At 50.2% G+C, this 26,855-nt stretch carries 33 protein-coding genes and 2 pseudogenes; 16 read left to right on the plus strand and 19 right to left on the minus strand.

Annotation, left to right across the window (positions count from 1 at the left end; all coding sequences use genetic code 11):
* Positions 1 to 31: 31 nt before the first annotated feature.
* From R0140_RS27260 to R0140_RS27320, 13 genes and pseudogenes are all read right to left on the minus strand, one after another.
* Positions 32 to 1,192, minus strand: a complete 1,161-nt coding sequence (locus R0140_RS27260; RefSeq protein ID WP_317704085.1) for an aromatic amino acid transport family protein — start codon at positions 1,190 to 1,192, stop codon at positions 32 to 34.
* A gap of 89 nt (positions 1,193 to 1,281) precedes the next feature.
* Positions 1,282 to 2,511, minus strand: a complete 1,230-nt coding sequence (locus R0140_RS27265) for an 8-amino-7-oxononanoate synthase family protein (RefSeq protein WP_317704086.1) — start codon at positions 2,509 to 2,511, stop codon at positions 1,282 to 1,284.
* Positions 2,484 to 3,623, minus strand: a complete 1,140-nt coding sequence (locus R0140_RS27270) for an MFS transporter (protein WP_191727038.1) — start codon at positions 3,621 to 3,623, stop codon at positions 2,484 to 2,486. The genes R0140_RS27265 and R0140_RS27270 overlap by 28 nt, the downstream gene beginning before the upstream one ends.
* Before the next feature lie 40 nt (positions 3,624 to 3,663).
* Complete coding sequence (locus R0140_RS27275) at positions 3,664 to 4,254, minus strand: hypothetical protein (protein WP_317704087.1); 591 nt, start codon at positions 4,252 to 4,254, stop codon at positions 3,664 to 3,666.
* 458 nt (positions 4,255 to 4,712) lie between these two features.
* Entirely contained in the window at positions 4,713 to 5,132 is a 420-nt protein-coding gene (locus R0140_RS27280; RefSeq protein ID WP_117046534.1) for an ASCH domain-containing protein, read from the minus strand.
* A gap of 77 nt (positions 5,133 to 5,209) precedes the next feature.
* Positions 5,210 to 5,341, minus strand: coding sequence for a hypothetical protein (locus tag R0140_RS27285; protein WP_258964029.1), 132 nt, complete (start codon positions 5,339 to 5,341; stop codon positions 5,210 to 5,212).
* Positions 5,342 to 5,558: 217 nt separating this feature from the next.
* Entirely contained in the window at positions 5,559 to 5,813 is a 255-nt protein-coding gene (locus tag R0140_RS27290; protein ID WP_317704090.1) for a hypothetical protein, read from the minus strand.
* 3 nt (positions 5,814 to 5,816) lie between these two features.
* A pseudogene (locus tag R0140_RS27295) lies at positions 5,817 to 6,029 on the minus strand (hypothetical protein); the annotation flags it as partial.
* Positions 6,030 to 6,092: 63 nt separating this feature from the next.
* Positions 6,093 to 6,323: an ACT domain-containing protein gene (locus R0140_RS27300; RefSeq protein WP_062913614.1), complete on the minus strand. Its 231-nt coding sequence runs from the start codon at positions 6,321 to 6,323 to the stop codon at positions 6,093 to 6,095.
* A 13-nt stretch (positions 6,324 to 6,336) separates the two neighbouring features.
* Positions 6,337 to 6,540 carry an HHA domain-containing protein gene (locus tag R0140_RS27305; RefSeq protein ID WP_012540085.1) on the minus strand — a complete coding sequence of 68 codons (204 nt, stop codon included), beginning with the start codon at positions 6,538 to 6,540 and terminating at the stop codon, positions 6,337 to 6,339.
* Between the two features lie 49 nt (positions 6,541 to 6,589).
* Positions 6,590 to 7,084: a DNA-binding protein gene (locus R0140_RS27310; protein ID WP_087661550.1), complete on the minus strand. Its 495-nt coding sequence runs from the start codon at positions 7,082 to 7,084 to the stop codon at positions 6,590 to 6,592.
* Between the two features lie 30 nt (positions 7,085 to 7,114).
* Positions 7,115 to 7,681 (minus strand): hypothetical protein, encoded by a 567-nt coding sequence (locus R0140_RS27315; RefSeq protein WP_087661549.1) that lies wholly within the window; start codon positions 7,679 to 7,681, stop codon positions 7,115 to 7,117.
* Positions 7,678 to 7,941 (minus strand): hypothetical protein, encoded by a 264-nt coding sequence (locus R0140_RS27320; protein WP_087661548.1) that lies wholly within the window; start codon positions 7,939 to 7,941, stop codon positions 7,678 to 7,680. The genes R0140_RS27315 and R0140_RS27320 overlap by 4 nt, the downstream gene beginning before the upstream one ends.
* A gap of 329 nt (positions 7,942 to 8,270) precedes the next feature.
* Between R0140_RS27320 and R0140_RS27325 the strand changes: the two genes are divergently transcribed.
* Genes R0140_RS27325 through R0140_RS27335 form a run of 3 tightly spaced genes read left to right on the plus strand, consistent with a single transcriptional unit; the run spans position 8,271 to position 10,824 of the window.
* Positions 8,271 to 9,374 carry a TIR domain-containing protein gene (locus tag R0140_RS27325; protein ID WP_087661547.1) on the plus strand — a complete coding sequence of 368 codons (1,104 nt, stop codon included), beginning with the start codon at positions 8,271 to 8,273 and terminating at the stop codon, positions 9,372 to 9,374.
* Positions 9,375 to 9,403: 29 nt separating this feature from the next.
* Positions 9,404 to 10,534 carry a DUF4238 domain-containing protein gene (locus R0140_RS27330; RefSeq protein WP_087661546.1) on the plus strand — a complete coding sequence of 377 codons (1,131 nt, stop codon included), beginning with the start codon at positions 9,404 to 9,406 and terminating at the stop codon, positions 10,532 to 10,534.
* Positions 10,534 to 10,824: a hypothetical protein gene (locus tag R0140_RS27335; protein ID WP_001535717.1), complete on the plus strand. Its 291-nt coding sequence runs from the start codon at positions 10,534 to 10,536 to the stop codon at positions 10,822 to 10,824. The genes R0140_RS27330 and R0140_RS27335 overlap by 1 nt, the downstream gene beginning before the upstream one ends.
* Here R0140_RS27335 and R0140_RS27340 read toward each other — a convergent pair.
* The 3 genes from R0140_RS27340 to R0140_RS27350 form a co-directional block, all read right to left on the minus strand.
* Positions 10,821 to 11,018 (minus strand): hypothetical protein, encoded by a 198-nt coding sequence (locus R0140_RS27340; protein ID WP_087661545.1) that lies wholly within the window; start codon positions 11,016 to 11,018, stop codon positions 10,821 to 10,823. The two genes, R0140_RS27335 and R0140_RS27340, sit on opposite strands and share 4 nt — an antisense overlap.
* Positions 11,019 to 11,303: 285 nt before the next feature.
* Complete coding sequence (locus tag R0140_RS27345; RefSeq protein WP_126834912.1) at positions 11,304 to 12,218, minus strand: Abi family protein; 915 nt, start codon at positions 12,216 to 12,218, stop codon at positions 11,304 to 11,306.
* A 292-nt stretch (positions 12,219 to 12,510) separates the two neighbouring features.
* The gene (locus tag R0140_RS27350; RefSeq protein WP_317704088.1) at positions 12,511 to 13,464 is read right to left on the minus strand and encodes a type II toxin-antitoxin system RelB/DinJ family antitoxin; all 954 of its coding nucleotides are present in this window, start codon (positions 13,462 to 13,464) and stop codon (positions 12,511 to 12,513) included.
* Between the two features lie 107 nt (positions 13,465 to 13,571).
* Here R0140_RS27350 and R0140_RS27355 point away from each other — a divergent pair.
* The 11 genes and pseudogenes from R0140_RS27355 to R0140_RS27405 form a co-directional block, all read left to right on the plus strand.
* Positions 13,572 to 13,835 (plus strand): annotated as a pseudogene (locus tag R0140_RS27355) (hypothetical protein); the annotation flags it as partial.
* Positions 13,836 to 13,995: 160 nt separating this feature from the next.
* Complete coding sequence (locus tag R0140_RS27360) at positions 13,996 to 14,940, plus strand: hypothetical protein (protein WP_011977810.1); 945 nt, start codon at positions 13,996 to 13,998, stop codon at positions 14,938 to 14,940.
* Positions 14,941 to 14,976: 36 nt separating this feature from the next.
* Positions 14,977 to 15,378: a hypothetical protein gene (locus R0140_RS27365; protein WP_167875980.1), complete on the plus strand. Its 402-nt coding sequence runs from the start codon at positions 14,977 to 14,979 to the stop codon at positions 15,376 to 15,378.
* Between the two features lie 26 nt (positions 15,379 to 15,404).
* Complete coding sequence (locus R0140_RS27370; RefSeq protein ID WP_070552900.1) at positions 15,405 to 15,728, plus strand: hypothetical protein; 324 nt, start codon at positions 15,405 to 15,407, stop codon at positions 15,726 to 15,728.
* Positions 15,725 to 16,741: a hypothetical protein gene (locus R0140_RS27375; RefSeq protein ID WP_317704089.1), complete on the plus strand. Its 1,017-nt coding sequence runs from the start codon at positions 15,725 to 15,727 to the stop codon at positions 16,739 to 16,741. Before R0140_RS27370 ends, R0140_RS27375 begins: the two co-directional genes overlap by 4 nt.
* 183 nt (positions 16,742 to 16,924) lie before the next feature.
* Positions 16,925 to 17,710, plus strand: a complete 786-nt coding sequence (locus R0140_RS27380) for a site-specific integrase (RefSeq protein WP_070552902.1) — start codon at positions 16,925 to 16,927, stop codon at positions 17,708 to 17,710.
* A 739-nt stretch (positions 17,711 to 18,449) separates the two neighbouring features.
* Positions 18,450 to 19,205 carry a replication initiation protein RepE gene (gene repE, locus R0140_RS27385; RefSeq protein WP_001568031.1) on the plus strand — a complete coding sequence of 252 codons (756 nt, stop codon included), beginning with the start codon at positions 18,450 to 18,452 and terminating at the stop codon, positions 19,203 to 19,205.
* A 1,126-nt stretch (positions 19,206 to 20,331) separates the two neighbouring features.
* Positions 20,332 to 20,964, plus strand: coding sequence for a ParA family protein (locus R0140_RS27390; RefSeq protein WP_017901447.1), 633 nt, complete (start codon positions 20,332 to 20,334; stop codon positions 20,962 to 20,964).
* Positions 20,964 to 21,338, plus strand: a complete 375-nt coding sequence (locus tag R0140_RS27395; RefSeq protein WP_017901448.1) for a hypothetical protein — start codon at positions 20,964 to 20,966, stop codon at positions 21,336 to 21,338. Before R0140_RS27390 ends, R0140_RS27395 begins: the two co-directional genes overlap by 1 nt.
* Positions 21,339 to 21,577: 239 nt before the next feature.
* Positions 21,578 to 22,552 (plus strand): plasmid segregation protein ParM domain-containing protein, encoded by a 975-nt coding sequence (gene parM / locus R0140_RS27400; protein WP_020801689.1) that lies wholly within the window; start codon positions 21,578 to 21,580, stop codon positions 22,550 to 22,552.
* A gap of 3 nt (positions 22,553 to 22,555) precedes the next feature.
* Positions 22,556 to 22,948 (plus strand): plasmid partitioning/stability family protein, encoded by a 393-nt coding sequence (locus R0140_RS27405; protein ID WP_070552885.1) that lies wholly within the window; start codon positions 22,556 to 22,558, stop codon positions 22,946 to 22,948.
* A gap of 368 nt (positions 22,949 to 23,316) precedes the next feature.
* Here the strand turns inward: R0140_RS27405 and R0140_RS27410 are convergent, their stop codons facing one another.
* The 3 genes from R0140_RS27410 to umuD all read right to left on the minus strand — a co-directional run bounded on the left by R0140_RS27410 (position 23,317) and on the right by umuD (position 25,340).
* Positions 23,317 to 23,565 carry a type II toxin-antitoxin system Phd/YefM family antitoxin gene (locus R0140_RS27410; protein ID WP_317704068.1) on the minus strand — a complete coding sequence of 83 codons (249 nt, stop codon included), beginning with the start codon at positions 23,563 to 23,565 and terminating at the stop codon, positions 23,317 to 23,319.
* 78 nt (positions 23,566 to 23,643) lie between these two features.
* Positions 23,644 to 24,915: a Y-family DNA polymerase gene (locus tag R0140_RS27415; protein ID WP_114267168.1), complete on the minus strand. Its 1,272-nt coding sequence runs from the start codon at positions 24,913 to 24,915 to the stop codon at positions 23,644 to 23,646.
* Entirely contained in the window at positions 24,915 to 25,340 is a 426-nt protein-coding gene (umuD, locus tag R0140_RS27420; RefSeq protein ID WP_001776124.1) for a translesion error-prone DNA polymerase V autoproteolytic subunit, read from the minus strand. The genes R0140_RS27415 and umuD overlap by 1 nt, the downstream gene beginning before the upstream one ends.
* Before the next feature lie 212 nt (positions 25,341 to 25,552).
* Between umuD and R0140_RS27425 the strand changes: the two genes are divergently transcribed.
* Together R0140_RS27425 and R0140_RS27430 are read left to right on the plus strand one after the other, a co-directional pair.
* Positions 25,553 to 25,783, plus strand: a complete 231-nt coding sequence (locus R0140_RS27425) for a hypothetical protein (RefSeq protein ID WP_004118481.1) — start codon at positions 25,553 to 25,555, stop codon at positions 25,781 to 25,783.
* Positions 25,784 to 26,288: 505 nt separating this feature from the next.
* Positions 26,289 to 26,714 (plus strand): antirestriction protein, encoded by a 426-nt coding sequence (locus R0140_RS27430; protein WP_004118478.1) that lies wholly within the window; start codon positions 26,289 to 26,291, stop codon positions 26,712 to 26,714.
* Positions 26,715 to 26,855: the final 141 nt, after the last annotated feature.

Genomic DNA, 26,855 nt, shown 5'->3' on the forward strand with positions numbered 1-26,855 from the left:
CAAAGTCAGTTGTGAATGAGACGGATTGTTATTAAAGAAAAGCGTAAATCATCAATAGCCAGAGTATGATTCCGGTAACAATAATTATTTTCAGGAAGGAATTGCTTCCCGGAAAGTTATATACCGGAGGCAGAGTGGAACGCCTGGCTTTGATGAGTAAATAAGGGGGGAGTATAATACTCCATAATACCAGTGATATCCCTGCAAAGGACAAGGCAGACAAAAAACCTTGCGGAGCAATAATACAGGCCAGTGCAGGAGGGAAATAAGTCAGAAATATTGCCAGCGGGCGTGAGCACTGACAGTTAATTTTGTTCAGTGTATCCTCAAGATAATCACTTAAGCCGATTGAAGCCGACATCAGTGAAGCTAAAACGGCAATACACCCAAAGGCAACCAGAATCAGACTGGTAGCAGAGGTGGTCCGGTGGATATTAAGGGCCGTAATAAAGGCGCCAATATTCCCGCCTTCATCGCTGACATGCCGGATAGCCTGAGGCGTGAGCGCGCCCATTGTGAGCGTCAGCCAGAAAGCATAGACCGTTAACGAAACGGCGAAACCGTAATAGAGAGAGCGGAGGACCGCACGATGATTATCCCCCCGGTACATTCTTGTCAGAGAGGGGACGCTGCCATGAAATCCAAAAGCGATAACGCAGACCGGTACGATCGGCAGGTAATACTGGAGCGGCGTGCTGCCGGCGAAGTCGAGTAATCTGAGTGCTTTTACGCCTCCTGCGGCACCGGCGAACAGCAGGAGAAAAAGGGTGAATTTGGCGGCGATAAGGCCGGAGAGGAGAAAACCGGGCAATTTGCCGCCGGCCCACAGAATCAGCGAGGTCGTCAGCGACAGCAAAATGATCGGCAGCCAGCTGCGGCCAGCAATATCGGGAGGAAGGAGATCCCACACTATCGATGCTGCGCCTGATATGTACGCGTAGGTCAGGAAATAAAGTACGAAACAGAAAGCCACGCCGATGATTACGCTGGCAGCGGGTCCGAGCAGGGCATGGGTGAAGGTATGAAAACTGGCGCCAGGAGGAAAGCGCATCGTAATGTCGACGAGGATCAACCCTGTAATCAGCATCAATATGCCTGTTACCGACAGGACCAGAAGGCCCTTTATAAACCACACGTTGACGAAAGCAACCGGCAACGCGAACATGCCTCCACCGATAATGGTCGCCACCATAAGAGACGTTCCCCGTAGCGGGAAATTTGTTCCTTTCATATGAGCGAATGTCCGTAAGCGGCCTGACGAAGCAGGCCGGCAGTAGCTATTTATTTTGTGGCTTCAGCCAGTGATTCACTGAAGTTTTTATGGAAGTCGTCGATTTGGCCGCTCTCATGAAGCGCAGACAATGCGCAACGCAGAATGGCGTGTCCTTCCTCAACGGTTGGATACATCGCCACTGTCGTGGCGAAGCCGCGATCGTGCAGTTTTTTGCACATCGTAATGGCGAGGTCTTCGTTACCTATCATGATCCCACGAATCGGCATTGTTGTGCCCCGGTTAACTATCTCGGTCCCGCCGAACACTTCGTCAAAATAACGAATGACGTTCTGTAGCTTCTCCTGACGGGCTGTGACGGTGCCGTCCAGGTGGAGATCGGCTGCGGCGACGCAGGCGGCAATCCCCGGTAATGACGGAGGTCCACCAAAGGCGTAGGTTGTACCGTAGGTTTTGATAAAGTTGATGGTCTCTGCTTCCCGACAGGCGATAAATCCGCCGTGTGAGCCAAAAGCTTTGGACAGCGACCCGGCGATAATAATACGCTCGTCAAGCTGATGGTTGAGGCATGACATGACATATCCCGAACAGTAATCTCCGTAGATAGAGGTGCCGTGTGCATCGTCAATATAGGCGAAGCCGTCATACTGATGCGCCAGGCGGACGATATGTGCAACAGGGGCGACACCACCCATTGAGCCTACGCTGTCTGATACCGAGATCGGTGTCAGTCCCTGGCTGGCCGCATAGCGAAAAGCCTCTTCAATCCGCGCCTTGTCCTGGAAATCAATTCTGACGACTTCGCCAAACTGCTGTAAGAGTCCGCGGTTGATCTGCAACGTCGCGTGCGCGGTCTTCTCCATAATAAAGTACGGTTTTTTACTGAACGTAAAATGCGGCAGCGTCCCGGATGCCAGCAGCGGCAGCACCGCGATGTGGCAGGGAGTCACTGCGTTGAACGTGAGGGTATGAGCCCCGTGCATGATGTCGTTCAGACGCGCTTCCAGCTGCGGAAAGAGATCGACTTTAACCCGCGTTCTGGCGACAGAAACCTGCACACCAAAACGTTCAATGGCATCGACAACCGCTTTTTTCAGCGCCGGGTGTGTCTCCAGCCCAAGGTAAGAGCAAGAGACAAATTCCACCATTTTTCTGCCATCGTCGAGGGTAATGACCTTACCCTCTCTTTTTACTGCGACCAGTTCGTTAATATGCTCGGAAAATACCCTGGTCTGATATTTTAATGACCTGTCTATTTTCCTTTTTTGCCAGTTTTCCATTGTGTTACCTTCATTGTAGTGACTACCAGAAGAGATAAAATTGCCAGTGTTAACGTGCTCATGCCGAGGGTTCTGTCAAAACCCATACCGGTATCCGTCAGTTTTACAGCGAAATAGCTGATGGCACCGGCACTCACTGTTTGAATAAATCCGGTGACGGACGCCGCAATACCTGTTTTTTTGCCTTTGATTTGCAGGGCGATGAAATTCGCGCTCGGGTAATAGGCGCCAAGGGTGAGATTGAAAATCATCGATCCGGCGATGCACAATAGCAGCGAGTGGCTACCGATAATAAATGGCAAGACCGACAGTGCATTAATGCCAAACAAAAACCACGGATTAATGATTCGCTCGAATTTTGCGAGCTGATTACCAATAATAAAAAATAATACGGAAGCAGAGAACAGCAGCGAGTAGTGTATGGTGCTTAGCCCAAGCTGCTGCATAAAGATGGCCGGCGACAGTGAGATATAGCAAAACAGCGAACTCAGGATCAGCGAAACCAGCAGCGTTCCCTGAATAAATGCCGGGGTGATAAAACCGGACGAAGAGGATACTGTGGCCACGTCATGATGCTCGAGGCGACGCGGAGAGAGCAGAAGGGTGACGACGCTGAACAGGGCCATGACAAGGAATATCGTGTTCCAGCTCAGATAGCCGAGGATTGCGGCGCCAGCCAGCGGCGCAATGAGAGGGACGACTGCACTGGCGGAAGAAATATCGGAAAGCGCACGCTTGAGTGTTAACGGGGAAAACGTCTCTTTGGCGATGGCTTTGGACAGAACCGGCCCGGCGCCGGCACCCAGAGCCTGTAATGCCCTGCCGGCCAACAACATCACTAAGCTGTCGGACATAAAACAGATGATACTTCCCGCCAGGAAGAGCAAAAAGCTGGCCGTTAGTATTCGTAATTTACCCAGCTTTTCGCCAAGAAATCCTGACAGTAACTGACTGGCCGCGTATATCACCAGAAAACCACTAATGGTTAACTGAATAGATGAATAATCGGTATTAAACGCTTTTTGTAACAGGGGAAGCGCTGGAACGATCATATCTGTAGCCAGTGCGGAAACCGATGCGGCGAGAATAAGATATAAGTATATCCTGTACATAATAAACTATTCCGTTGGTATTAGTTGAAACATGAAATTATTATTTATCAACAGGCCGCTGAGTTTTTGCGAATGAACAAGCACCGATTCCATTTAAAATAAAAAGCCAGCTCAGTAAATGACAGCGTTGCGAACCGGTAAGCAGAATATTCCGCAACAGAGAGCAATACACTGCCAGAACCATTGCCGATTTCATTATCGATATCTCTTGAAAGCTAAATCGGTTTAGCAACGAGCCCCGACTCAGGTTGCGATGAGAGAGGTATAGCAATTCACGTACAGTACGTGATTGCATTTCCCGGTTGTAACGCAGCGATGGCCGCATAAGGGAGATGAGACGATTGATAATAAGAACTATGAGGGAGATCGCAGCCATATAAATTGTTTTGCCTGGAGCAAAAATCGGCTGTAAATCAACAGAGTGGGACTGTACTTGTAGCGAGGAAATCAGCAGTTGGCGGAGCAACGGCGACTTAACATTGCAGATATGCCGTTGATACAGCATTACCACATTTGAAGCCCAACTCGCTTCTGTCATAAGAACCTGGTCCGCACCCTGAAAAAGAAGCTGGCTGAAGACATCATTCCTTCGCCAAATCAGGGCCAGTGGTGTTAGTAACAGGTAAGGCATGCTAATTCCTTGCATCGCTTCGAACTGTACTAAATGGTAACGTTAATTTTTTTAATGTTTCAACTAATTTTTATATAAAGTTTAAAATTATATTTATAATCAGTTAATTATTCATAATGCAGTGATGCAGAAACAAAGCTCATCACCATGAATCTTACTGTACGGAAACGTATAATATGATTAATTTTTAGACATTGGCACTTCAGTACTGGTACCGGAAGCCGCCCGGGAGTGGATGAGACAGGAGTAAGTGTTACAAAACTAAACGCCGCCCTGGCGGCGTATTCACCACTGATGGTGAATCTACCTGACGCACATCTTAACTTAGCCCAGAGGAAGTGCGAGCATCACAACTTTGCAGTTACACTGTATGTCAAAGCTCAGTGAAAATGTCTAATCACTGGCTCGTTAGAAATGTCCTGATTTTGAAAAGTCCGCTTAGTGCCAGGAGCTGACAGTTACAAAATCTCTGTAAGTTCAAATTCCTCAAATATAAGTTCCATTTCTTCAGAATAAGTGCCTTCACGCTCAAAATAACGCTTATGACCTTCATTCCAATACTCCAGACTTAAATCACCTTCACCTTCCTTACTGGCAAGTTCACTCGTCATTTCATTGAAGCGGATAACTTGCATCCTGAGAGTTCTGATCACGCACATTGGCTGCCCGGCTCCGTTAAGAATGATATTATAACTTCCAACGCAGGGAGCTTCGCCTCGTTCATGTTCATGGTGAAAAGATGCTATCGAAGAGCATGTCGCTGTTTTTCTCCCACTCAAAACCAGTTGTACGAGTTCGTCAGCAAGTTCTGGGCTGTCGCCAAATTTCCATGCCAGTGCACCGGGATAAATGTTTTTTAATTCTTCAAGCTTTGCCATTTTCAGCCTTTGTTACTCTGATACGTTTAGAGGAAGTAACCTATTTCCGTTTAATATGAACTATCTGATTCAAATATTCATCTTTGTTGCGCTACCGCGAACATTTCGGCTGCCTGACCAGGACGCAGGTTGCGGTCGATGACATCCTGAAGGATTTTGAGGCGGTTGATTTCTTTCACGGTGAACATCCCGGTGTCATGTATAGCCACAGAAAACTCCTCATCAGGAAAAGCGAGTTGTTGACTAGGCATACAGGTCAGAGAACTATAGCCTGGACATTCCTAATGAGCCAGTGATTAGACATTATCATTGAGCCCCTACACCGCAACTACGCTTAATGCGTTTTATGTTAAATATCATACACTTAATGCGCAGTTATAGCAGTTCTTTTGCAATGACCTGCTCACTATCACTGCCGGCACGGCTTCAGTCGGGATAGATGGATTCTTTTCTGACATTAATGCCATGAAGGCAAACATGGTTTTTGTCAGGCAAATGGATACCCATCAGGCGAAGAATAAAGCCGCGCCCCCCCCGGATAACCTGACGGTTATAGTCATACAGGTCTGCATTTTCTTTTTTAAGCTTTGACCATTCATGCATGAGTGTTTGCGCATCGAGCTCGGTGATGTGCTTCACTTCATCGCCGATACGTACTGTGTTAATACCTGTTCCCGTCATAATAAGACGAACACGGTCGTTATCAGGCAAATGGATACCCATCAGGCGCAGGACAAAGCCGCGCCAGCCCCGGTTAACCTGACGGTTATAGTCATACAGGTGAGCATTCTCTTTTTTCAGCCGGGACCATTCATGCATGAGTGTTAGCGCATCGAGCCCGGTGATATGCTTCACTTCACCGCCGATACGTACCGTGTTAATTCCTGTTCCCGCCATGATGCTCCCCTCCGGAGATATCATTTTCAGATTCACGTTGTATTAATGGTACCGGGTAAGCCGTCAGGCATGGCCCGGTTTAAAAAGATACGCTGACAGTTCGGCAGCGGTGATATCAAACTCGAGTTGCTGGATTAATTCTGCCAGTTTTTTCTCTGCTGTATCACGATCAATCTGATTCTGTACTATCTGGATAGCAACCTGTTTTAGTTCCGGAGGGAGGTGTTCCAGACTGATATGATTATCACCCGAAATGTCATCATCCGGATTTTCGAAGAGCCAGCCGTAACTCATAAATTCACCTGTTCTATTTCACAAATTTCCAGACACCTGACGGTACCCGGTCATACAACTTTCCCATCGTCATCTCCGCCAGCCGGTGATCAACCGCGGCATTGAAATGCTCAAGCTCATCATCTGACAGGGAATATTTATTTTTTTCTATTACCCTTTCCAGGGTTTCCTTCGATGTACAGCGCCGTAGTCGTAAAATCCATTCCTGTTTCGTCATTGGTTTTTCATATCCTGAGGCGTCCTTTTATAAATAACGCCAGTTTCATTCAGGCGTTATGGCCCGTGCCGTTCTGCTTAAGATAATCACTGATGCTCAGGCCGGACAAGCGAATGTTATCCGAAATCTCCCTGAACTGCTCCTCCCAGCCGTCCTGCAGCTCCCTGATTGCCGCGATCTGGAAAGCAACACTGAAAGGCGTTCTGCCCAGTTTCTCGGACAGCCAGAAAAGATGCCTGCTAATCTCTTCGTCCGGTACCGAATCGAGCGCATCACTCAGTAAGGTTTTTTCGTCTTCCTGCCAGGGATGACCGGCTCGCGGAAAACGCGGATCAGGCTGGCGGTCTTTTTTCTCCCTTTTTTCCCGTCTGGCAACGGTCGGCGCGTCGCCTTTTTTCATGCCGACGCGCGCTTTCATGGCGCCGATGGCGGCGACGGCCAGCACCAGCGTTTCACGCTCCTTGCGCGTGAGCAGGCTGTCCTCGCAAATCAGGGTGTTCAGGTTATCGATCAGCGTATTCAGCCCGGGTTCAGTGACTTTCATTTTATGCTCCTGTTCCTTGTGTGGTGGCGATCAGTCCCGGCTCTCATTCACTTGGACGGTGACCGGCAGGCCTGCATCAAAACAGGTCTGATACCAGCTGGCCACCTGCAGGGGATCGCCCTCTTTTATCCGGCGTATGCCGCCGGCATCCGTCAGCTGCAGGCAGGTGGTACCATCCAGACGGATCACGTAGGCCGCTTCCCTGATGGTGTAATAGCCGTCACCAAGCTGCAGCTCCACCGCATCACCGGCAGCCGTCTGGCGTAACGGCAGACGCCGGACGTCAGTCAGACGTTGTCGTGCCGTTTCAGCCTCGCATTCTGCCTGGAAGAGCGGTTCTGCAATGCCGCGACCGGCCTCCGTCAGCTCGACGGCCAGCTGCAGGTTCGGGGCGCGCAGGGTGCGCAGCCAGCCCGCGGCTTCCATGCGCCGGCAGGAGGCGCGCAGGTTCGGCCCGTACACCGGGGCATCCCCGCCCAGCTCCAGCACCCGCTCGATATCCTTTGTCGCCACCGGTCCCGGACGTTTCGCATCGAGGGCGGCCAGCACAATCAGCACCCGCCGCTGCAGCGGCGATGGTCGGCGCGCCTGAGTCATTGCTTGTCCGCCTCCGGCCAGATGAGTTGTCTGAGTCGCAGGTGATCGGCGTCTATGAGCTCTTTTCTCTTTAAGGCATTAACTGAGGCATAGCCATTGATGGCCAGTTCATGCCAGAAGCTCAGAACGGTGGCGGCCTCGGTCGATGCAGTCATATATGCCAGGCCCTCGCTGTCCAGTTTACATTCCCGGATGCGTTGTTCCGCGAACCGGGTCAGCTGCTCATAGCTGAGTGAAAACGTCACTTCTTTCTCATCCATCCTGCACGCTCCGTCTGATAATGTCCGCTCAGGCAAAAAATCATACCTGTAATGATTTTATACTTAACTGGTAAACATCATATCAGATATTATTTTATAGTTAACGATAAATATCATATTCAGTATGATTTTATTCGTGTGATTCAATTATCATATCGCTTGCCGGTTTTCCGCCGCGCAGATCCGATTTCTGGCTAACACGGAGATGATAGGTTACGTGGTTCTGTTGTTAGGGTATGGAGAAGATTTATCGAATCGAGCAAGGGAAATTACTCACACCATTTGCTATGCTAACGGCCACACTAATCAGCCTTTTTTCGGGGTAATACATGCCGTTAGCACAACTGATGCGTGACACTCTTTCCCTTGTTAAGCGAAATGGCGACAGGACTGATGGGATAAAAGGAAGTGTTCAAAAGAATAAGATTTTCATTAACCGGAGCGATATTGCTATTGAAAAGGGGGATCTGCTTATACGCAGTATGCCGCATGGTGGTACTGAAGAATATATAGTAATCGAACCTAATTTCAGAATGGGTGTAGGGGGTATTCCTGCGACCTATCAGGCTGAGGTGAGACTGAAGGAAAATACAACTACCGAGGAAATGATGTCATCCCCTTCCACAACAGTACCGGAAGCAGTTATTGCCACTGTAAATACATTCATTGCTCTGTGTGTCACCATTGTAAATGAAGGTTCATCAAGTCCTGATAAATATGTTTCGCAGTTTTATCGCTTGCGTCAGGAATTACTTGAGCTCGATAATATTATCACCATTCCTTCATGGATCAGATTCTCCATGTCACCCGCTGACATTAAGAATAATGTTGGCTTAAACGTCACAGGTGGCGATGGAGCTTGGGGTCGAAGACGACAGTATTTGCAGAGCGAATCGATGAAAATACTTTCAAGCTATAAAACCGCTCCAATTATTGAGCATTCTATTAGTGAGAATAAAATAAAAAATACTGAGCAAGTCAGCGGGTTGACAACGGTGGCAAGCGATGCAGGGTTAAACATGAAGAAGAAAGTATTCATTGTCCATGGGCACGATGATAAACTAAAAAACGAGGTTTACATTTTTCTGGTAAATGAAGGTTTCCAGCCTGTCATACTTCATCATGAAGCCAATGAAGGACAGACCATAATCGAGAAGCTTGAGAAGCATATCGACACGGTATCCTATGCAGTGGTGCTTTATACTGCCTGTGATGAAGGGAAAGCCAAGAATGAAACTGAACTAAAAAAAAGAGCCCGGCAGAATGTTGTTTTAGAACACGGCTGGCTCATGTCCAAGCTATCGCGTAAATTCGTCGCTGCGATAGTTGAAGATGGCGTTGAATTTCCTGGAGACCTGTCCGGAGTGGTCAGAATATCTGCATCAGACTGGAAATATGATCTGTCTAAAGAATTAAAAGTGCTCAATAATTAAATTGTATTCAGTGATGTAAGGATACTATTATGGGATACACCAGAAATCAGCACATGCTCTCACAGTGGTTTCTCAGGAACTTCCGCAGTGATGATACGGCACAGAGTCCGAAGGAGAAGCAACGGGTCTGGGCCCACGTTGTGGTTCCTACGGCAGAAGGCAAAAATGACATAAAGGACATCCCGCTACCGATATCCAGCGTGGCCGTCTGTAAGGACTGCTTTCGTCTTACCGACGGTGACACAGGCGAGGTTTTTGATATCGAGCATGAGCTCAGTGATTATGAACAGGATATGGCTTTGCTTGTCCGGGATCTGGTTCAGAACCATAATTTCCCGCGTCTGGCTAACTGTGACACTGATGATTTTCCAGTAGAGAAGCTTGCAAGTTTTGCTATATTTCAGATGTTACTAAACCTCAATAACCCACAAAGCAGATTTCCGGGTAAAAATGAGTTATTTCAGTCATTCATTAACCCAGTAAAAAACAACCTTCAGCATATCATTTCCGAAACAATTTCTTTGTCTGACGTTATGCCGGAGCTGGCGGCTTTAAGTATCTATCAGAAACTGATTCGTATAGCTCGTTCTTCTTCTGGGGATGACGAAAAAGCTAAGGCCATGTTTGTATTATTTTCCCTTCTCGCACTTCAGGGAAAAATAACAATGATTGACACTATGGCCTGGCTACGCGGAGAGGTTTTTTCCGGAATACATCGTGTGGATATATTTCATACCGGGCACCACTTTGACAGTACAGAACCACGTCCGGTGTTTACAGTATCACCTAATGTATTTTGCAAAATGACAGAAGAACGCGTCCTGTACCTTCCCCTTGCTCATAATTTGGCTCTTAAGTTTTATCAGTACCCGGAACACGGGTTTTTCACACCACTGGAAATTAATGTATTCAGCCCGGCCCCTCAGAAACTACTTACAAAAGACATGTCACGAATCAAAGTTTATAAATGCTCCTATGATTATATTGATCAGGTTATGTCAACAATTGATATGTATAACGTCGGATTTTCAAATATTATTTATTCTAGCTGGCAGCTCAGTGATGTTGAAAATTATCTGAGGCTACAGAACGAACATCATGATACTTATTATCTTCCGGAACATCCCGTTTGCTGGACTGTATCCAGGGAGAAAGGGTGATGGCCCTGACCCCGGAACAGATAAGTTGCCGACAGCAGCTTGTGGCAATGGGTGACTTCAATGCCCATACCCTGCTGCCCGGAGAGGAGTGGACCAGGCCAGAAAACGCTGATGTCCGGCACGTTCTGTCGCTGATCCCCCTGACGGACATCCAGCTGGCGAACCGGCTGGATGTGGACGAACGCACCATCCGCAAGTGGAAATCCGGCGAGACCAGTATGGTGTTCACCACCTGGTGCTGCCTGTGCTGGCTGGCCGGGCTGGGAATGCTGCTGGAAGAACCGGCTTAGCCGGTTCTGATGCGTTTCCAGATTCTTTTGAGTATGAAGCGTCGCTGATATCGCCATTGTGAGCGGTAGATATGGGTGAGTCGATCATAGTTCTTCCAAAACAAGGTCCAGCCTTTATAGGCACCAACAAGTAGGGCAATGAGAGAGCCAGTTTTTAAGAGGCCAAAGAAAACGGCCATGAGAAATACAGTCATACGATGTTCCTTATGTAAAACTGTATTTAGGAAATCCGAAGCGGCCTTTAAGGCCGGTTGATGAAAATGAACTGAAAAAAGTTTCTCTGGCCTATTTGTTGCCATTTCAGGCTAGCTCTTTCGTAAATTTTGCTCCCTGGGCAATAATCCACTCATCACAACAAATCACTATTTTTTGTGCTTATCCTGCAATAATCTCTCTTTTCCTCTCCTGAGATCCGAAAAATACCAAACCCGGAATGGCTCCGGGTCTGATCATGATGATGGTATAACAACCGGCTGAACTTAATGGGGGATAATAAGGAAAGGTTCGGCTCCGGGACCGAGCTTGCAGAGGACAGGACTGTTGTTTGCTCTTGCATTCTGGAAGGCGGACGTCACATCGCCAAACGATCCAAGCCACTGCGCGTTACCTGTGGTACGGAATCGCATGATTTCTGGTAGTGAATTAATTCTGCGGGCATTACTGAACAGACGGTGCTTAGTCAGCAGATCATGCTTTTCCGGAGACAACAGCTGAATCAGCTGCTCAACGGTATCAATCTTCGTATTAATGTAGGCAATCGCATCCTGCGGCGTATTGACCTGATAAGCCTTCCACAACGGTTCGTTATGCGCTACGCGGTTACGGTATTCGCGTATCGTTTTGACCTGATCCCGGGCCGTGGATAGTGTTTTCGCACCGCTTTGCGAGGGCCATTGTCCCTTAAAGACTTGAGTTATCATGGTATTCCAGAATAGACCCGGCCCCAGCAACTCGTCACTCATTGCAAATTGCCATGTGGAAAAATCGGTGCTGGCAACAACTTCTTCATGAGTGGGAGCGTGATTTGGCTTGTGATAACGGAGGTATTTTTCTTTCCTTGCATAGTCAGCTGCTTTAACAAAATTGTCTTTCATCGCCTTAATCTCGAAAGGCGGTACATGGCCTGCGACGGGGGCATAACTTTTATACTTAACCCCTCTCCACCACCGAGGGCCTGCAAAGGCGATGAATGCACTATCAATAGCATTTCGTAGGGTAATTTCAGCGGCGCTCAGCAGCGGATAGAGTTCACCACCCAGCGTCTGATTCCAGATATAAATCCCCACCATTTCCCGGTCAGTCAGTCTCCCGAACACTCTTTGGTAGCTGTCCATTCTTTTCTGGGTGAAGATCCTGTCCATTAGATCTGGCTGGTAAGCCACACTATCCGGCATATATTTTCCTTGTTCTGGCTATGCAGTTGCCAGTGTTGACTTGACACCTTTGCCCGTAACCTATACTATTTTGCTCAGGTTGGTGAAAGGAACCAATGGCCTCCGGGTGTAAGACCTTTCATGAAGACCGCAGATTTTGACCCCGGCTTAAGTCGGGGTTTTTGCTTTTATAAACACTCTATAGACGGACATTATTCGCCCTCTCTCTTCCACCATTTCTCCGATGCGCTGCCTATCTCTCAAAAGAGCTGCACACCCTTCATCCTGATTGTACATTCGATAATCCTTAAAATTAATTGCCTGACATTGACTGCAGGCTCTTCAGTACATACTGGTCCACACAAGCTGACAGGCGGGAAGCCACCTGATCAGGCGAGGTTGGATTCCCTTCCTCTTCGTGTCCGCTGGAGTACATATGAAATTCTGTGATGCCAGAGAGAAAACAGAATCCCATCTCATATTTTCCAGTCAGTGAATTACGTACCGCTTTACCGTAGACAGTACCGGGCAGGAATACTGTGCCCTCCAGTGCTGGAAAGGTCAGTGCGGCATCTTCCAGTGCATTTTCCCGAACCACTGATTTTGCCTGCATCCGCACTAGCCATGCCCCGTGCTGGTAATCTTCCGGTTGTACGACGGATACTGTGACGTTTTCTCCCCGGTAAACGAATTCGCGCGCCGGCGCAGGACGTGCCAGCAGACCGGTATCGGTAAGTACAGACTGCAGCCTGGCAAACTCAGTTTCGAACGCCTTCAGCGAGATGCCAAACTCATTCTCTATCCGGGTGGGGACAGGCAGTTCTGCCGGTAAATCCGACAAGGCAAAGTCGCATCCTGTCAGGTAATAGTTAATTCGGGGCAGCATCCGACGGGCCGGGGTGGATGCATCAAGATCTTCAGGCATGGACTCCAGTCGCCAGCCGTTCTGTTGTATGTCTGCAGCAAGACGGGAGAGAGCCTGTTTTGCAGCAGACAGTTCAGAAAAATCCGTGCCTTCAGAGTTTAACATGTCCCGAATTTTATGCAGCTGATTAAGCACATCCCTAAACTGGGTGGCAATGGTCATTGTCAGATCAGAGGCAGTTAAGATCTTCGTCTCTGTCATGAAAGGCAATTTGCGATGCTGGGCAAGGTACTGCCAGCAGAGAGTAATATACTGTGTTGCATTCAGGCCTAGCTCCCGCAGAATCGCGTCTCCCGTATCTTTAAGATTGTCATCTATCTTTATATTGATAGCGGCCATCATTTTATCTCCATTATCACGAATGTTGTTATAGTAACCACCTATTTTCCGTGTAGTCAATTTTCTACACAAGGATTTTTCTGTAATCAAAATATAGTTTTTGGTTCCCTTCGCTCTTTTTCATCGCAGATCCGAAAAAAGCTAGTTCCGGATCTCCGGCAGACCCACCGGCGCTCTGCGGCCCCCTAACACAATATGTAGCGGTGTGATCAGCTGACAATGACGCTATATGTTGTGTCCCTCCCCTGCCCCGTGACCGCCTGCTCACCACCGGAAAACGCCGCTTTGCTTATTCCGTGTGCGTGGTACACTTCCGGAAAATTGTTATACGCAGGAAAATCGGATCTGCCGGAAACGGTCATCCGGTAATTTAACGGCGTGACTGTTTCATGCCTAATCATATGCTGATTTCTTCCTTTGTATACAAAATGAATCATAACGTATACATTTATTGTTATAGCGGTAAATCAGGTTTCATGTTTACTTCAAAGACCATTTACCAGTCCTGAATACGTTTTGCATAAGGAAGGAGTCATGGCGAAGATCCAGGCCAGAAATGTTGACGATGCGCTGTTTGCACGCATTGAGCAGTCAGCGATGAAAAATGAACGTTCACTCGAAGGAGAGATCCGCCTGGCGCTGGCCAGACAGTATCCTGCCGGGACCACCTCACCGGAAATTCTCTCCAGCCGGCAACAGTGGCAGAAGGAATGTGGCGGGCGTCTGCGCGCCCTGTTTGACCGTCTGTCCGCTGACGGCTTTTTCCCGGGGGCCGGGCAACCCGGGCCGACGCGGATCGCCGACCAGGTACGGATAGCTCACCGGTTACATGTTTCCCCGGGACTGCTCCTGGACTGTATCGATGGCGCCGGTGAGTTAACCCGTGAGCTGGCTGAACGGATTGAAAGCCGGTTCGGCGCCAGTGCAGACTGGCTGACCACCGGTGACGGGAAGATGTTCCCGCTGGTGATCCTGGGGACGTATTTTGGTGTCAGCTGGGAGGAGTTTTTCTTCCCGGATGATGATGAAAGGTATGTCTTTGAGTTCATCCGCATCGCCGGTGGGCGCCATGATGGCACCCTGATGATCCTGCGCCAGCATGAGCAGAACGGCCGTATCACTGCCGGCGTGGTAACAGAGGCGTTTTTCCTTGGTGCCGGTATGGGGCCGGGGGGGTATGTAAACCTGAAAGAATTTTTGTTGTTCCTCAGACAACACGGCGGGAATCTGGTCATGAATGCGTATGTGTTCTCCCCCCCGGAGCCGGATTTTGATTTCTGGTCAGTCATGGGTCAGCACCATCCGGTCTGGTTCCGTGACGCCAGACGTCGCTCCCCTTCCCGCTGGCTGCAGCAGGTACTCAGTGGTGAAGATCCGGGCGAATGGTTTGCCGGGGGATGGTCATCAATACTGAAAGAAGTGGCCGAAGCTACCCCTCCGGATAACGCTACTGAACATACTGAAAAAAATGATGAATGATTCGGTGCATCACGGCAACGTATAACAGGAAACCAGATGAACAGAACATATGACGAACCAGAGACCGAAACGGACGTGATGGCCGCCGCCTTCCGCACCATGCGCAGGTACGGCATGACTATCATCACCGCCACGCAGCATTTGGATGTTAATGGTTACGTGAAATCTGACCCGCCGATGCCCAGAACGCGGCTGCGCCGCTACCTGGGGCAGTATGGCCTGCGCGGTGAGGCGCTGAACAGGGAGGTCAGACGTATCGTCGCTGGCCCTGAACGACCAGATAACACGCTGAAAGCCGGAATCTTCTATACGTGGCCCTATGGCTGGGAGCCTGCGGATTTCACGCCAGTGATGAGGCGCATTTTCAAGGGAAAGCGCACCCGCCATGTGATGTTGTTTGATGAACTGCCTCAGCTGTTTGGCAAGAATGACTATTGAACCGGATACTATTTTTGAGGCGAGGTATGGGTACACCAACATTTAGCTCATTTAACGATGTGGTCCGGGAGCTTGAGGATGTATATGGCCACCAGGAGCTGTGGCTTTATTCTGGCCTTAATGAGGACAGCCCCATCGAGACAGCCCGCCGGCGTCAGAAATGGCGATCTCCAAAAATTCTCAAACGAAACGGCAGAATGGTGGCAGAACAATCAGGCCAGCCTGATTTCTGGGTGCTCACGGGTGACTACCATCTGCCGCAGTCTGAACACAGCGCTCCGCCGTGGAAAGCCTGCCTCATCGATAAGGTCTTTAAAGTGTATTGCTCACTGTTAGGGAAAAAAACATGACCGACTGTGTTACCCGGACTGGTGACGACAAAACAATGTGGCTCGTGACATTGCCGGAGAGCATTACAAATAACAGTACCCGCCAGGAGGAAAATCTGGTCGTTATTCTGAGCAGGGAGGAATCGTGGGGGCCAACTTCTGACCATTTTCCCGACGGATTGTACCGGGTCTCCTGCATAATGACACTGTACCTGGCCGATACCAAACAGACGAAGACTCAGACTTTCACTGCAATCTACTGGCCTCAACAGAAGGCCCTGCATCTGTTTACAGATGAGTTCAGACTGGAACGCCGCCTGCAGCGACTCGGCCTGGGTAGCTGGATCACGCAGCAGTTTGTTCTCTGGGCCAGAGGCCTTCCGCCAGCAACCCTGGTTTTGCCGATTGAAATTTCCCGGGTTGATGAAGAAAACGAAGAAAACAAGATCCGGAGGGACAGGCTGTGGCACGCAATGGGTTTCCGGTTCCCGGAGGGGGAAACCAGCTCAATGCCGCTGCGGGCAGACGAACTGCAGTTGCCACGGGGCAGGTGTTCAACGCTCCGGGTGGAGCCCTTGGTATCCGCGGTACACCGGCTGGAAGACTGTTATCGCGGGCTGCAGGAAAAAATCGTGCAGCTCGAAGGCAAAAAACGGTCGCATAATAAGTTAATTACTTCACTTAGGAATCGTCCATTTTATCATCTGTGGCACAGGAAAGGGGGCCAGCTCCCGGACGAGAAATGTGATGCCCTGCCACTATGGGCAGAAAAACTGTCTCTGCCGCAGAGCGGAGATTCTGACCAGGAGGTGGCGCAACGGGCAACCGGTGTCATCCGGCTGGCTACCCTGTGTGCTCAGTCGCAGAAAAGAATCCTGGAGCTGGAAAGGGATCTTGCCTCGCAAAGTGAGGAGCTCGTTGACCTGCAGACAAATCTCCTTTCTATCCTGAGGGAGAAATTATCCAACCAGGACTTATTCTGGGTGGGCTTGGTGACTTTTCTGGGCTTTATCTACTGGATGTTGGTGTCATGAATGTTCCCGTTCCATAGCAACCCGCTGAAGAGGAGTGAAACCTGTGCCCGAAAATATCGTGTCTACCGTCATTGACGGGGTAGTTTTGTTTGCGACTTCGTCTGTATTCTGGCTGGTTAGTCATCCTGACTCCGGTAATATTACGAAGAAAATTCTCGGCAAAGAAAAAAGTTAACAGAAATTATGAATAACCTGGTTCCAGTTGGATCTCCGGCATCTCCCGGAACATTGCTCCCGGTGGCCATCGATTACCCTGCCGCCCTCGCCCTGCGCCAGATGGCGCTCGTGCAGGATGAACTGCCGAAATACCTGCTGGCGCCGGAAGTCAGCGCCCTGCTCCATTACGTGCCGGATCTTCACCGCAAGATGCTGATGGCGACGCTGTGGAACACCGGCGCGCGCATTAATGAAGCGCTCGCGCTGACCCGGGGGGATTTTTCGCTGGCGCCGCCATATCCGTTCGTGCAGCTGGCCACGCTCAAGCAGCGCACAGAGAAAACGGCCAGAACAGCAGGTCGAGCGCCGGCCGGTAGTCAGGCTCATCGTTTGGTTCCGCTTTCCGATCACCACTACGTCAGCCAGCTGCAGATGATGGTGGCAACCCTGAAAATTCCGCTGGAAAGACGAAACAAGCGCACCGGCAAAGTGGAGAAGGCGCGTATCTGGGAGATTACTGACCGTACCGTGCGCACCTGGCTTAGCGAAGCGGTGGAGGCCGCAGCGGCCGACGGGGTGACGTTCTCAGTACCTGTGACCCCCCATACGTTCCGTCACTCCTACGCGATGCACATGCTGTACGCCGGCATACCACTGAAGGTTTTGCAGAGCCTGATGGGCCACAAATCGATTAGCTCGACGGAGGTCTATACGAAGGTGTTTGCGCTCGATGTCGCGGCGCGCCATCGTGTGCAGTTCGCCATGCCGGAAGCCGATGCGGTAGCGCTGATGAAACAACTTGAGAGGCGCTAAAAGCTGCATTCGCGGTTCTGTAACGTCAAGCTATGGCGCGGGAGTGGAAGACAGGCGTAAAAAAGCTACTGGCGCGGCCTTAGTTAGGTAACCTGTGATATCAAACTGCTCTCTCAGCTAAGACTTACAGTGTAAATGCAGTAATTTATCTAATTCGCGTAGTCTGGCCAGATAGCCATCACTCATTGCCTTACCGCTTTCATCATTGGCTCCACTCATCGTAGTGTTTTGATATTACCAGCCCAGATCCAGCACACCCAGCAGAACTGGACAGAATAGGCTGTATGTCTAACTTCTGGCGACGGATATGATCGAGCCTGCAGTGCTCGCCGCAGCCGAGCGACAGGGCGAAGCCCAGAGTGAGCGAGGAAGCACCAGGGAACAGAACTCCTAAATTCTGCATACGCTCAATGGCTGAAAAATCACCTCCCCTAGGGGTTATCCACTTATCCACGGGGATATTTTTATAAGATCTTTTTTAATAGTTGTTAGATCTTTATTTTTAGAATGCCCACAGGCCTTTATCCATGCGGGTTCCAGAGAGGGATCTGTGACAAACCGCCCTTTCAGTGTGACAAATCACCCTCAAATAGCCGTCCTTTCTGTGACAAGTTGCCCTTAACTCTGTGACAAATTGCCCTCAGGAAGCGTTGCTTTTCACAAAGTTATCCCTCCCTGTTGACTCTGTTTTATAAAGTGTGACAATCTGAAAACCTGTCACACTTCACATGGACCTGTCATGGCGGAAATAGCGGTTATAAACCATAAAAAACGTAAAAATAGCCCGCGGATTGTCCAGTCAAATGAGCTGACTGAGGCGGCATATAGTCTCTCCAGGGATCAAAAGCGTATGCTGTATCTGTTCGTTGACCAGATCAGAAAATCCGACGGCTCCCTGCAGGAACATGACGGCATCTGCGAAATTCACGTTGCTAAATACGCTGAAACTTTCGGGCTGACCTCCGCTGAAGCCAGTAAGGATATACGACAGGCTTTAAAAGGTTTTGCGGGTAAGGAAGTAGTTTTCTATCGCCCTGAAGAGGATGCCGGCGATGAAAAAGGGTATGAATCCTTTCCCTGGTTTATCAAACGTGCGCACAGCCCATCCAGAGGGCTTTACAGCGTACATATCAACCCATATCTGATTCCCTTCTTCATCGGGTTACAGAACCGGTTTACGCAGTTCCGGCTCAGTGAAACAAAAGAGATTACCAATCCGTATGCCATGCGTTTATACGAATCCCTGTGTCAGTACCGTAAACCTGATGGCTCTGGTGTCGTGTCCCTGAAAATCGACTGGATCATGGAGCGCTACCAACTACCCCAAAGTTATCAGCGTATGCCGGATTTTCGCCGTCGTTTCCTGCAGGCAAGTGTTGATGAGATCAATAGCCGGACACCTATGCGCCTCTCTTACATCGAGAAAAAGAAAGGCCGCCAGACGACTCATATAGTATTTTCCTTCCGTGATATCACCTCGATGACAACAGAATAGCCTGAGGGTTATCTGTCACAGATTTGAGGGTGCTTCGTCACATTTGATCTGGAAGGTTGAGGGTGATTTGTCACAGTTTTGATGTTCCCTCCCTGGCATCCTGCGCTTACTCATAGTTTTTTTGGCTGTAACCGGTAGTGGAGCCAGAATTGAGGGCAATTTGTCACCCTATCCTGAGGGTAGTTTGTCACAGTTAAATGAGTGCAGTTTGTCACACTAGATTTTCCCCTCTTCCCGTTAGTCATATGACATGAGGGCAAGTTCGACATAATTAATGAGGGCAGATTGTCACATTTGTTGCCCTGAACACGCTATCTGTGTGTGCCTATACATGTGGTGTTTCACGCAGCCCTGGCCGTCCACGAAGTTGACCTGTTTCCCACAGTCCCGGCCATCCGCGAAGTTGACCTGTTTCCCACAGTACGGGCCGTCCGCGAAGTTGACCTGTTTCCCACAGTCCCGGCCATCCGCGAAGTTGACCTGTTTCCCACAGTCCGGGCCGTCCGCGAAGTTGACCTGTTTCCCACAGTCCTGACCGTCCGCGAAGTTGACCTGTTCCCCACAGAGGATGGAAAACTCTTCTTGTGCTGAGCGTAAGAACTATCTGCCGGAACGGTTCCTCTTCGCTTCCTCGCCAGTTCGCTCGCTACGCTCGGTTACATGGCTGCGGCGAGCGCTGCCTGATTCTAATAGCAATCTTTCAGCATGCTAGCAGCAATAAAATAGATTGCTGCTAGCATGCTTCATGCAGCCGTCGGGGCTTATAATGACGTAGTTTCCAGACAGTGATTTTCTGGCGCTCGGCTCATGTTGTGATGTCTGCGTGATTGCTGCAATCTTGCCGCTATATTGCCGATTTATCGATACAATCCTCAGTGAGCTCTCTTTGATTATTGCTGCAAGATTGCATAAAGCTTGCTGCTTTCGTTATCGTTAACGTGACACTACTGTTCGTCTGTTAATTCCTGCACTCTCCTTTATTGCAAGATTTAATCTTGCTGCTAGATTTTTGATTATTGCAATCTTGCTGCAAGCTGTTATCTTGTTCAGGAAGAGTTACTTTCCTAACCTCAATCAGGTTTATACTAATGTTTGCTGCAAGATAGCAGCAAGTAAAGGGGGCTAGATGGCCTGGATAGTTGGTTTTATTTCCCAGAAAGGTGGTGTGGGCAAAAGCACTAAAGCGAGAGCGTTAGCGCGTGAAGCATCTGCCTGTGGCATCAAAACAAAATTAGCTGACCTCGACCTGGAACAGGCAACGAGTGCTGAGTGGCACCGCCGACGTCTGTCAGCTGGTTTACCACCGGTTGCTTCAGTCGAAGTATTTTCAACAGCAAAGCAGGCCATAGAATCTGCCGGCGAGTTTGATCTTCTCATTCTTGATGGACCAGCTCGTGCAAGCAAAGGGACTTCGGAAATTGCTAAGGTGGCCGACCTTATCGTCCAGCCAACGGGGGCTTCCCTTGACGATCTTGTCCCGGCCATTAAAGTTTTCAACGCGCTTGTAAAAGAAGGCGTGCCACGTTCAAAACTGGTCTTTGCTTTAAGCCGTGTAGGTACCGAAGCGGAAGAGCTGGATGCTCGTGCATATATCAGTGAGGCGGGTTATGAAACTTTAGCTGGATGTCTTTTTGAGAAGCCTGCTTACAGAAAAGCGATGAACTCAGGACTTGCAGTGACAGAAACACGCTATAAAGGTTTAAACGAGAGAGCTGATGAACTTATCCAGGCGCTCATCGATAAGATTGGAGAAGAGTAATGGCTGATGCATCAAAACTTAAAACTAAAAGAGCCCGTGGTGGGCTGGGTGTACCCCCAGGCCCTGACGAAGTGGCTACCAGCCTGAACGCGCCTGAGATAGCTCCTGCAGTCGCTGCCACTGATGTACAGATACAGCAGGCGGACTTATCGCCAGTGCACCATGATCCTGTGGGTACACAAACAGTGACCGAGGCATATACCCGCCGCGATGGCCGTTCTGCCAGAAAAACAAACAGGACGCTGGCATTTGCAACACGTGTCACACCTGCTTTCGACCAGGAGATCAGGGATATCGCAGAGCGTGAGGGGTTGAAACTGGTGGAAGTTCTGGAAAAAGCAGTTGAGGCATATAAGGAAAAACAGGGATACTAATCCGGAATGCAGCAATCTTGCTGCATTCTTTTTATAGTTGCAATCTTGCAGCAAGATTTATGCTAGCTAAATGCTAGATTGCTGCAAGATAAATGATATAATACTCAAACTGAGTAATTAAACGACCCGGCGAAGTACGCAGTTTGAGTACTTACCTGCGGTTTATGAACGTATTTACTCAATGTGAGTAGTTATGGGGTGAAGATGAATACTCAAATTGAGTATCAATGGAGATAGGTATGAAAATTTTTTGCGATGATGGTTCTACAAACGTGAAACTTGCCTGGTTTGAAGGGAAGACGCTGAAAAGTGCGGTATCAGTGAACTCTTTTCGCCATAACTGGAAAGTCGAGGGCTTAGGCAGCAGTCGTACCTATAACTATCTGCTCGATGGCCGCAAATATACTTACGACCCGGTCAGCGAAGCTGCGATCAGCACGACTCACATTGAGTACCAGTACTCTGATACAAACGTGCTGGCAGTTCACCACGCATTACTGAACAGTGGAATTGAACCCCAGGAGATAGATCTCACCGTTACGTTACCTATCAGCGAGTTTTACACGGCCGACTGCCAGAAAAACACGCTTAACATTGAGAGAAAAATTAGCAACCTGATGCGGGAAGTCACCCTGAACAAAGGGGTAACTTTTACCATTAAAAGCGTTGAAGTGATGCCTGAATCACTCCCAGCTGTCTTTACACGCCTGGTTGCTGACAATGTGGGCCAGTACGAAAAATCACTGGTTATCGATCTCGGTGGTACGACCCTGGATGTCGGGGTTATTGTTGGCCAGTTTGAGGACGTTTCGGCAGTACATGGTAATCCTGATATTGGCGTATCAATGGTCACGAAAGCCACGCTCACTGCACTGAAAATGGCCAGCAGTGATACCAGTCCAATGATTGCTGACGAGCTGATCAAAAACAGGGAGAACCTGGATTTTGTGGGGCAGGTTGTAAATGAGGCTGCTAAACAAAATCTGGTACTGGATACCATTGATACAGCGATACATAAGCTGGGCGAGCTGGTTGTTGATGATTTGCTGCAGTATCGAAACGTAAACCGCGTATACATTGTCGGTGGCGGTGCCGCACTTATTGCCGATGCTGTTCGTAAGGCATGGAACCACCTTGGCGAAAAGGTTGTTCTTATGGACGAACCTCAGACAGCGCTGGTCCAGGCGATTGCACGCTTCAAAGCGGAGGAGTAATCGATGCACGACGGCGAAGAAAGGAAAAAACTTTCGCTGTACCTTCACCCGGAGGACTCTGCCGATCGTCTTGCACTGGCTGAAATCGAAACTGTCCCCCGGAAAAACCGGGGGGAGTTATATCGGCAGGCTTTGATAACCGGCCTGATAATGCATCAGCTTGATGCGCGAATTCCCGCCGTGTTAACCGCACTATTCACCAGAGAACTGAATGCGGATGAAGTCATTAGTCAGATTGCTACGATAACAGGCTGGAAACCCTCCTCAGGCGATTTGAAAGAGGTACTGAAGGCGTTAGGAGGGCTTCAGAGTACAGCTTCACCAGAACACTCTCAGGATGCCGGTGAGCAGGCCCGTCTGAAAGCGGCCAGGGCGAAGATGCAAAACCTGATCTGAAAAAGCCTCGCTCCGTGAAATCTGCAAATTTTCGCGGGGTGTGCGGCTTAATTTTTAGATTTCCGCCAGCATTTTTGAAACCAGCTGCCGCCGCTGCGCGTTGGCCGGTCCTTCGTCCGGCCGGTAACCAGTCCCGGCCGTTCTTACGACCCTGGGTGAACATCATCCCGTCAGTAGCATTTCCACTGTGGTGTCGTTTGTCACGCTGTCCGATCACTAAAAAGAACGGGGGAGGGGATAAGGGACACAACATATGGTAGGTAATGCAGCTGAATAAAACACAACATATTGATTATCCACAGTAACGGGGGATAACCGTGTGGGTAACATAGGCTTAATACATTCCTTGCTCCTCGCACCGGAGCACATCACAGATACTGATTGAGATCCACTTCACGCAGCGGCTGGTTTTGACGTTCTGTTATCAATTGCACCAGGTCTTTTTCGTCCAGCGCATCGAGCATTTGTTCGTACAGAGCCGCGGGCACACAATAAAAAACAGGGCGGTTGCGGTCAATAATCGCGACCGGGTAGCCGCCGGCACTGGCGGTGGCCACCGGATCGTTTTTAAGTTCGCTGATGCTGGCAGTCACATCACACATAATGATATTTGTCATGGTTCCCCCCTGAGACAAGTCATCTGTATGATCGGTAAAGTAAGCTCTTGCGGCAAGTCCCGTCTGTCAATTCGACGGTCAGAAACGGGCAACCGGCAGCTCCTTCCAGCGGGTGGTATATGCCGGTGACAGCATCTCCCGTTTCATCTGCCAGTCCGGCGCAATACCCCGTCCGGCAAACCAGACTTTCCCGAGTCCGGAATGATTAATGCCGTCGAGTACCTTCATCAGCGCATCGCTGTGCGGCCGTGGCTGCACGTCATCGAACAGATTCAGCTGCGCGACGCCGTTCGGACTGAAATCATTGAGCATTATCCCCGCTTTTGCGTAGCGGTGGCCATCGAGCCAGATCCTGTCCAGAGACCTGACCGCTGCCGCGATAATGTCCCGGGTGTCACGGGTAGGGGTGTTCAGTTTTTCCGTGGCCACGTTACCGTAATACGGCTCATTAACCGCAAAAGGGGACGTCTTGATGAAGGTGCTGATATGCCGGCAGTACTGTCGCTCACCGCGCAACTTTTCCGCCGCGCGCTCGGCATACTGGCAGACGGCCTGGCGCATTTCTTCGTAGGTGGTGATCCGCTGCCCGAAGCTGCGACTGCAGACAATCTGCTGTTTCGGCGGCGGCGCTTCCTCCAGCGAAATGCAACTCTCGCCGTTCAGCTCACGTACCGTGCGCTCCAGCACTACGTTGAAGTTTTTCCGGATAAATGTGGGGTTCGTCAGCGACAGCTGCAGGGCAGTGGTGATCCCCATAACGTGCAGCTTTTTCGCTATCCGGTTCCCCACGCCCCAGATTTCTTCCACCGGCTGCAGGCTGAGTAATTTTGCCGTTCTGCGTGGATTTTCGGGCGACAGCGCCAGCACCCCCCTGAATTGTGGCCATTCCTTTGACGCCCACTGCGCCGATTTGGCCAGTGTTTTTGTGGCGCCGAAGCCGACACCGATCGTCAGTCCGGTTCCACTGAGAACATGCCCACGCAGCTGTCTGCCAAAATTCTCCAGATCCATACAGTGGCCAATTCCCCGGGCATCCAGGAAACATTCGTCAATTGAGTATTGTTCGACGCGGGGCGACAGCTCTTCCAGCAGGGCGACCACACGGTTACTCAGGCTCGCGTAGAGCTCGTAATTGCTGGAAAAAACGTACAGTTTTTCAGGAAACTGCGCCTCTTTGAGCTGGAACCAGGGGGTTCCCATCTTTATACCCAGCCGTTTGGCTTCAGCACTCCGGGCAATAACGCAGCCATCGTTGTTACTGAGAACGACGACAGGTTTGCCGCGCAAATCCGGCCTGAAAACCTTCTCGCAACTGGCGTAGAAGGAGTTGACGTCTGCCAGGGCGAACATCAGTCTGCCCTCCGGGTTTTATGAATGAAGGCCGTCACCACGCCGAAAATTTGCAGCGTTTCCGGATCCGGGTACAGGGAAGGGAAGTCCGGGTTCATCGCCTGCAGGGCTGGCCGCGGCGTCAGAAGCAGGCGTTTTACGGTGAATTCACCCTCAATTTCCGCGATAACAATATCCCCGTGCCGCGGCTGTTCTGCTTTATCCACGACCATCAGATCGCCGGAATAGAGGCCAATATCAGTCATTGAGTTGCCAATCGCCCTGACAAAATAGGTAGAGTGGCGCCGGTGAATGCAGTACTCATTCAGATCCAGTTCAGACTCCGTGTAGTCCGCAGCCGGTGACGGAAAACCCGCAGGGCATCGCTCTGTGAACAAAGGAATTTTTACTATGCTGGCTTCTGATACTGCAGGAATGAACTTCATCGTTTTTCCCTCGCTTGAAACTGTATATATATACAGTATTATTTTGCGGAGGCCGTTTTTTTTCAAGTCATCTTGTTGCCGTTGTCTGTAACCATTTGCTGTTCCTGCAAAAACAGGGAAATTTCAGAAGGATCACTGCCAGTCCGGAGAATCGTTATCTAATAAAATGTAATATACTGAAGTACAGTGCATTTATTCTGAGTGGAGTGATTATGAATACGGGTTTAAGGCAGGTTCTGCGATATGCAGGCGTCCCGGTTGACGCCGCTGAACCGGTGCGCCGGCAATTCGGTAGCCGCCTGATTTTAATCGTGACGGTTGCTCTTCTTCCGCTGTTGATTGTTGACGTCCCTCAGTGGCTATTTGTGCTCTCTCAGATTATCTGGGGAAGCGGTATGTACATTGGTATCTCCGTGGCCAGTGATAAACCAGATCGCCGATAAGCTCAGAACGAGAGGTCTCCCGGGCCGCCTGGTGACAGGCAACTGATAAACTGGCGCCATGCCATCAACACCGGATAAGGACGTCGCCGGCTTGTCGTTGCCGCCGGCTCCGCTTTGTCCGGCCCCCTCCCTCCGGTCTGCGGCCTTTATACGCAGCCATCGCGTCGCGATGCCAGCCTCCGCTTTTCTCCCTGCGCTCGTAAACCGCGACAGGGGACCTCCATCGCTTCGGGTAGTGCCGTGCCTTCACTTTAGCCCGGCCGCTGCAGATGCAAGGGTTCGCTGACGCCGCCATCCTCGCCCGGTCGCAGTTTTTTTATGATGCTCGCCGTTCTTCCCGTCGTTTTCTCGCTCAGGTTTCGCTCGAAAACCGTCCAGACCAGCTTCGTGCTTTATCTGCGCTGCGGCCTCCGGTGTCGCCCCTGCATCTTCCGCTTTCCGCCGGGCTGTCGTGTCGGCACGGCACAACCCGGTGCCGCAATCTTATGAACCTGTGGAGGTTGCTATGTATCATGCCCGTCAAACCATGCTGAATGTAGAGGAGTCCGACCGTCTCTCGTTCCTGCCGGATCTGTTTGGTAACGATTTTCTGGCCGGAGAGATGCAGGTCTATGCGCTCGCTGAGAAACACATCACCGATTACTGCGGAGGCTTCTGGCATTTCATCCGTATTCCGGAGGGCGGCGGCTACATGATGCCTGACGGTGACCGTTTCCATCTGACTAACCCGGATAACTGGTTTGATCGGTCCGTCAGCGCGGATGCGGCCGGAGTTATCATTACGGCGCTGGCGATCAACCGCCGTATCTGGCTGCACCATGAACGCGGTGATGCTGCCCTGACACGCCACCTGATGCTGCGGGAATCGCAGCTGTGGAATTTCATTGACTCTCATGACGAATGCGCTGCTATTTACGCGGCTCTGGACTGATACTACATCGGGGCACCCGACGCTCCGTTTAAGGTCTGAGACGGCACGATCTGTGGGGAGCTTACCCGGCTTCGCAGATCGGTGCGGCCGCGCGAAAATCCTGGCAGGCTTCGCCTGCCGGTGAGGCGGTTCGCCACGCCT

Origin of the sequence: Klebsiella sp. w6, from assembly GCF_033100215.1 — a bacterium.
In the GTDB taxonomy this organism is placed as follows: domain Bacteria; phylum Pseudomonadota; class Gammaproteobacteria; order Enterobacterales; family Enterobacteriaceae; genus Klebsiella; species Klebsiella variicola.

Bases quoted from the DNA above. Each gene is read 5' to 3' on its own strand.
- R0140_RS27350 (WP_317704088.1), bottom strand. From the start codon at position 13,464: ATGATGGCCGCTATCAATATAAAGATAGATGACAATCTTAAAGATACG.
- R0140_RS27330 (WP_087661546.1), top strand. From the start codon at position 9,404: ATGGGATACACCAGAAATCAGCACATGCTCTCACAGTGGTTTCTCAGG.
- R0140_RS27325 (WP_087661547.1), top strand. From the start codon at position 8,271: ATGCCGTTAGCACAACTGATGCGTGACACTCTTTCCCTTGTTAAGCGA.
- R0140_RS27405 (WP_070552885.1), top strand. From the start codon at position 22,556: ATGCACGACGGCGAAGAAAGGAAAAAACTTTCGCTGTACCTTCACCCG.
- R0140_RS27425 (WP_004118481.1), top strand. From the start codon at position 25,553: ATGAATACGGGTTTAAGGCAGGTTCTGCGATATGCAGGCGTCCCGGTT.
- R0140_RS27410 (WP_317704068.1), bottom strand. From the start codon at position 23,565: ATGACAAATATCATTATGTGTGATGTGACTGCCAGCATCAGCGAACTT.
- R0140_RS27310 (WP_087661550.1), bottom strand. From the start codon at position 7,084: ATGAAAGTCACTGAACCCGGGCTGAATACGCTGATCGATAACCTGAAC.
- R0140_RS27280 (WP_117046534.1), bottom strand. From the start codon at position 5,132: ATGGCAAAGCTTGAAGAATTAAAAAACATTTATCCCGGTGCACTGGCA.
- R0140_RS27365 (WP_167875980.1), top strand. From the start codon at position 14,977: ATGAACAGAACATATGACGAACCAGAGACCGAAACGGACGTGATGGCC.
- R0140_RS27290 (WP_317704090.1), bottom strand. From the start codon at position 5,813: ATGACGGGAACAGGTATTAACACAGTACGTATCGGCGATGAAGTGAAG.
- R0140_RS27320 (WP_087661548.1), bottom strand. From the start codon at position 7,941: ATGGATGAGAAAGAAGTGACGTTTTCACTCAGCTATGAGCAGCTGACC.
- R0140_RS27380 (WP_070552902.1), top strand. From the start codon at position 16,925: ATGAATAACCTGGTTCCAGTTGGATCTCCGGCATCTCCCGGAACATTG.
- R0140_RS27270 (WP_191727038.1), bottom strand. From the start codon at position 3,623: ATGTACAGGATATACTTATATCTTATTCTCGCCGCATCGGTTTCCGCA.
- R0140_RS27430 (WP_004118478.1), top strand. From the start codon at position 26,289: ATGTATCATGCCCGTCAAACCATGCTGAATGTAGAGGAGTCCGACCGT.
- R0140_RS27260 (WP_317704085.1), bottom strand. From the start codon at position 1,192: ATGGTGGCGACCATTATCGGTGGAGGCATGTTCGCGTTGCCGGTTGCT.
- R0140_RS27370 (WP_070552900.1), top strand. From the start codon at position 15,405: ATGGGTACACCAACATTTAGCTCATTTAACGATGTGGTCCGGGAGCTT.
- R0140_RS27340 (WP_087661545.1), bottom strand. From the start codon at position 11,018: ATGACTGTATTTCTCATGGCCGTTTTCTTTGGCCTCTTAAAAACTGGC.
- R0140_RS27315 (WP_087661549.1), bottom strand. From the start codon at position 7,681: ATGACTCAGGCGCGCCGACCATCGCCGCTGCAGCGGCGGGTGCTGATT.
- R0140_RS27345 (WP_126834912.1), bottom strand. From the start codon at position 12,218: ATGCCGGATAGTGTGGCTTACCAGCCAGATCTAATGGACAGGATCTTC.
- R0140_RS27335 (WP_001535717.1), top strand. From the start codon at position 10,534: ATGGCCCTGACCCCGGAACAGATAAGTTGCCGACAGCAGCTTGTGGCA.
- R0140_RS27375 (WP_317704089.1), top strand. From the start codon at position 15,725: ATGACCGACTGTGTTACCCGGACTGGTGACGACAAAACAATGTGGCTC.
- R0140_RS27275 (WP_317704087.1), bottom strand. From the start codon at position 4,254: ATGCCTTACCTGTTACTAACACCACTGGCCCTGATTTGGCGAAGGAAT.
- umuD (WP_001776124.1), bottom strand. From the start codon at position 25,340: ATGAAGTTCATTCCTGCAGTATCAGAAGCCAGCATAGTAAAAATTCCT.
- repE (WP_001568031.1), top strand. From the start codon at position 18,450: ATGGCGGAAATAGCGGTTATAAACCATAAAAAACGTAAAAATAGCCCG.
- R0140_RS27395 (WP_017901448.1), top strand. From the start codon at position 20,964: ATGGCTGATGCATCAAAACTTAAAACTAAAAGAGCCCGTGGTGGGCTG.
- R0140_RS27265 (WP_317704086.1), bottom strand. From the start codon at position 2,511: ATGGAAAACTGGCAAAAAAGGAAAATAGACAGGTCATTAAAATATCAG.
- R0140_RS27300 (WP_062913614.1), bottom strand. From the start codon at position 6,323: ATGAGTTACGGCTGGCTCTTCGAAAATCCGGATGATGACATTTCGGGT.
- R0140_RS27360 (WP_011977810.1), top strand. From the start codon at position 13,996: ATGGCGAAGATCCAGGCCAGAAATGTTGACGATGCGCTGTTTGCACGC.
- parM (WP_020801689.1), top strand. From the start codon at position 21,578: ATGAAAATTTTTTGCGATGATGGTTCTACAAACGTGAAACTTGCCTGG.
- R0140_RS27305 (WP_012540085.1), bottom strand. From the start codon at position 6,540: ATGACGAAACAGGAATGGATTTTACGACTACGGCGCTGTACATCGAAG.
- R0140_RS27415 (WP_114267168.1), bottom strand. From the start codon at position 24,915: ATGTTCGCCCTGGCAGACGTCAACTCCTTCTACGCCAGTTGCGAGAAG.
- R0140_RS27390 (WP_017901447.1), top strand. From the start codon at position 20,332: ATGGCCTGGATAGTTGGTTTTATTTCCCAGAAAGGTGGTGTGGGCAAA.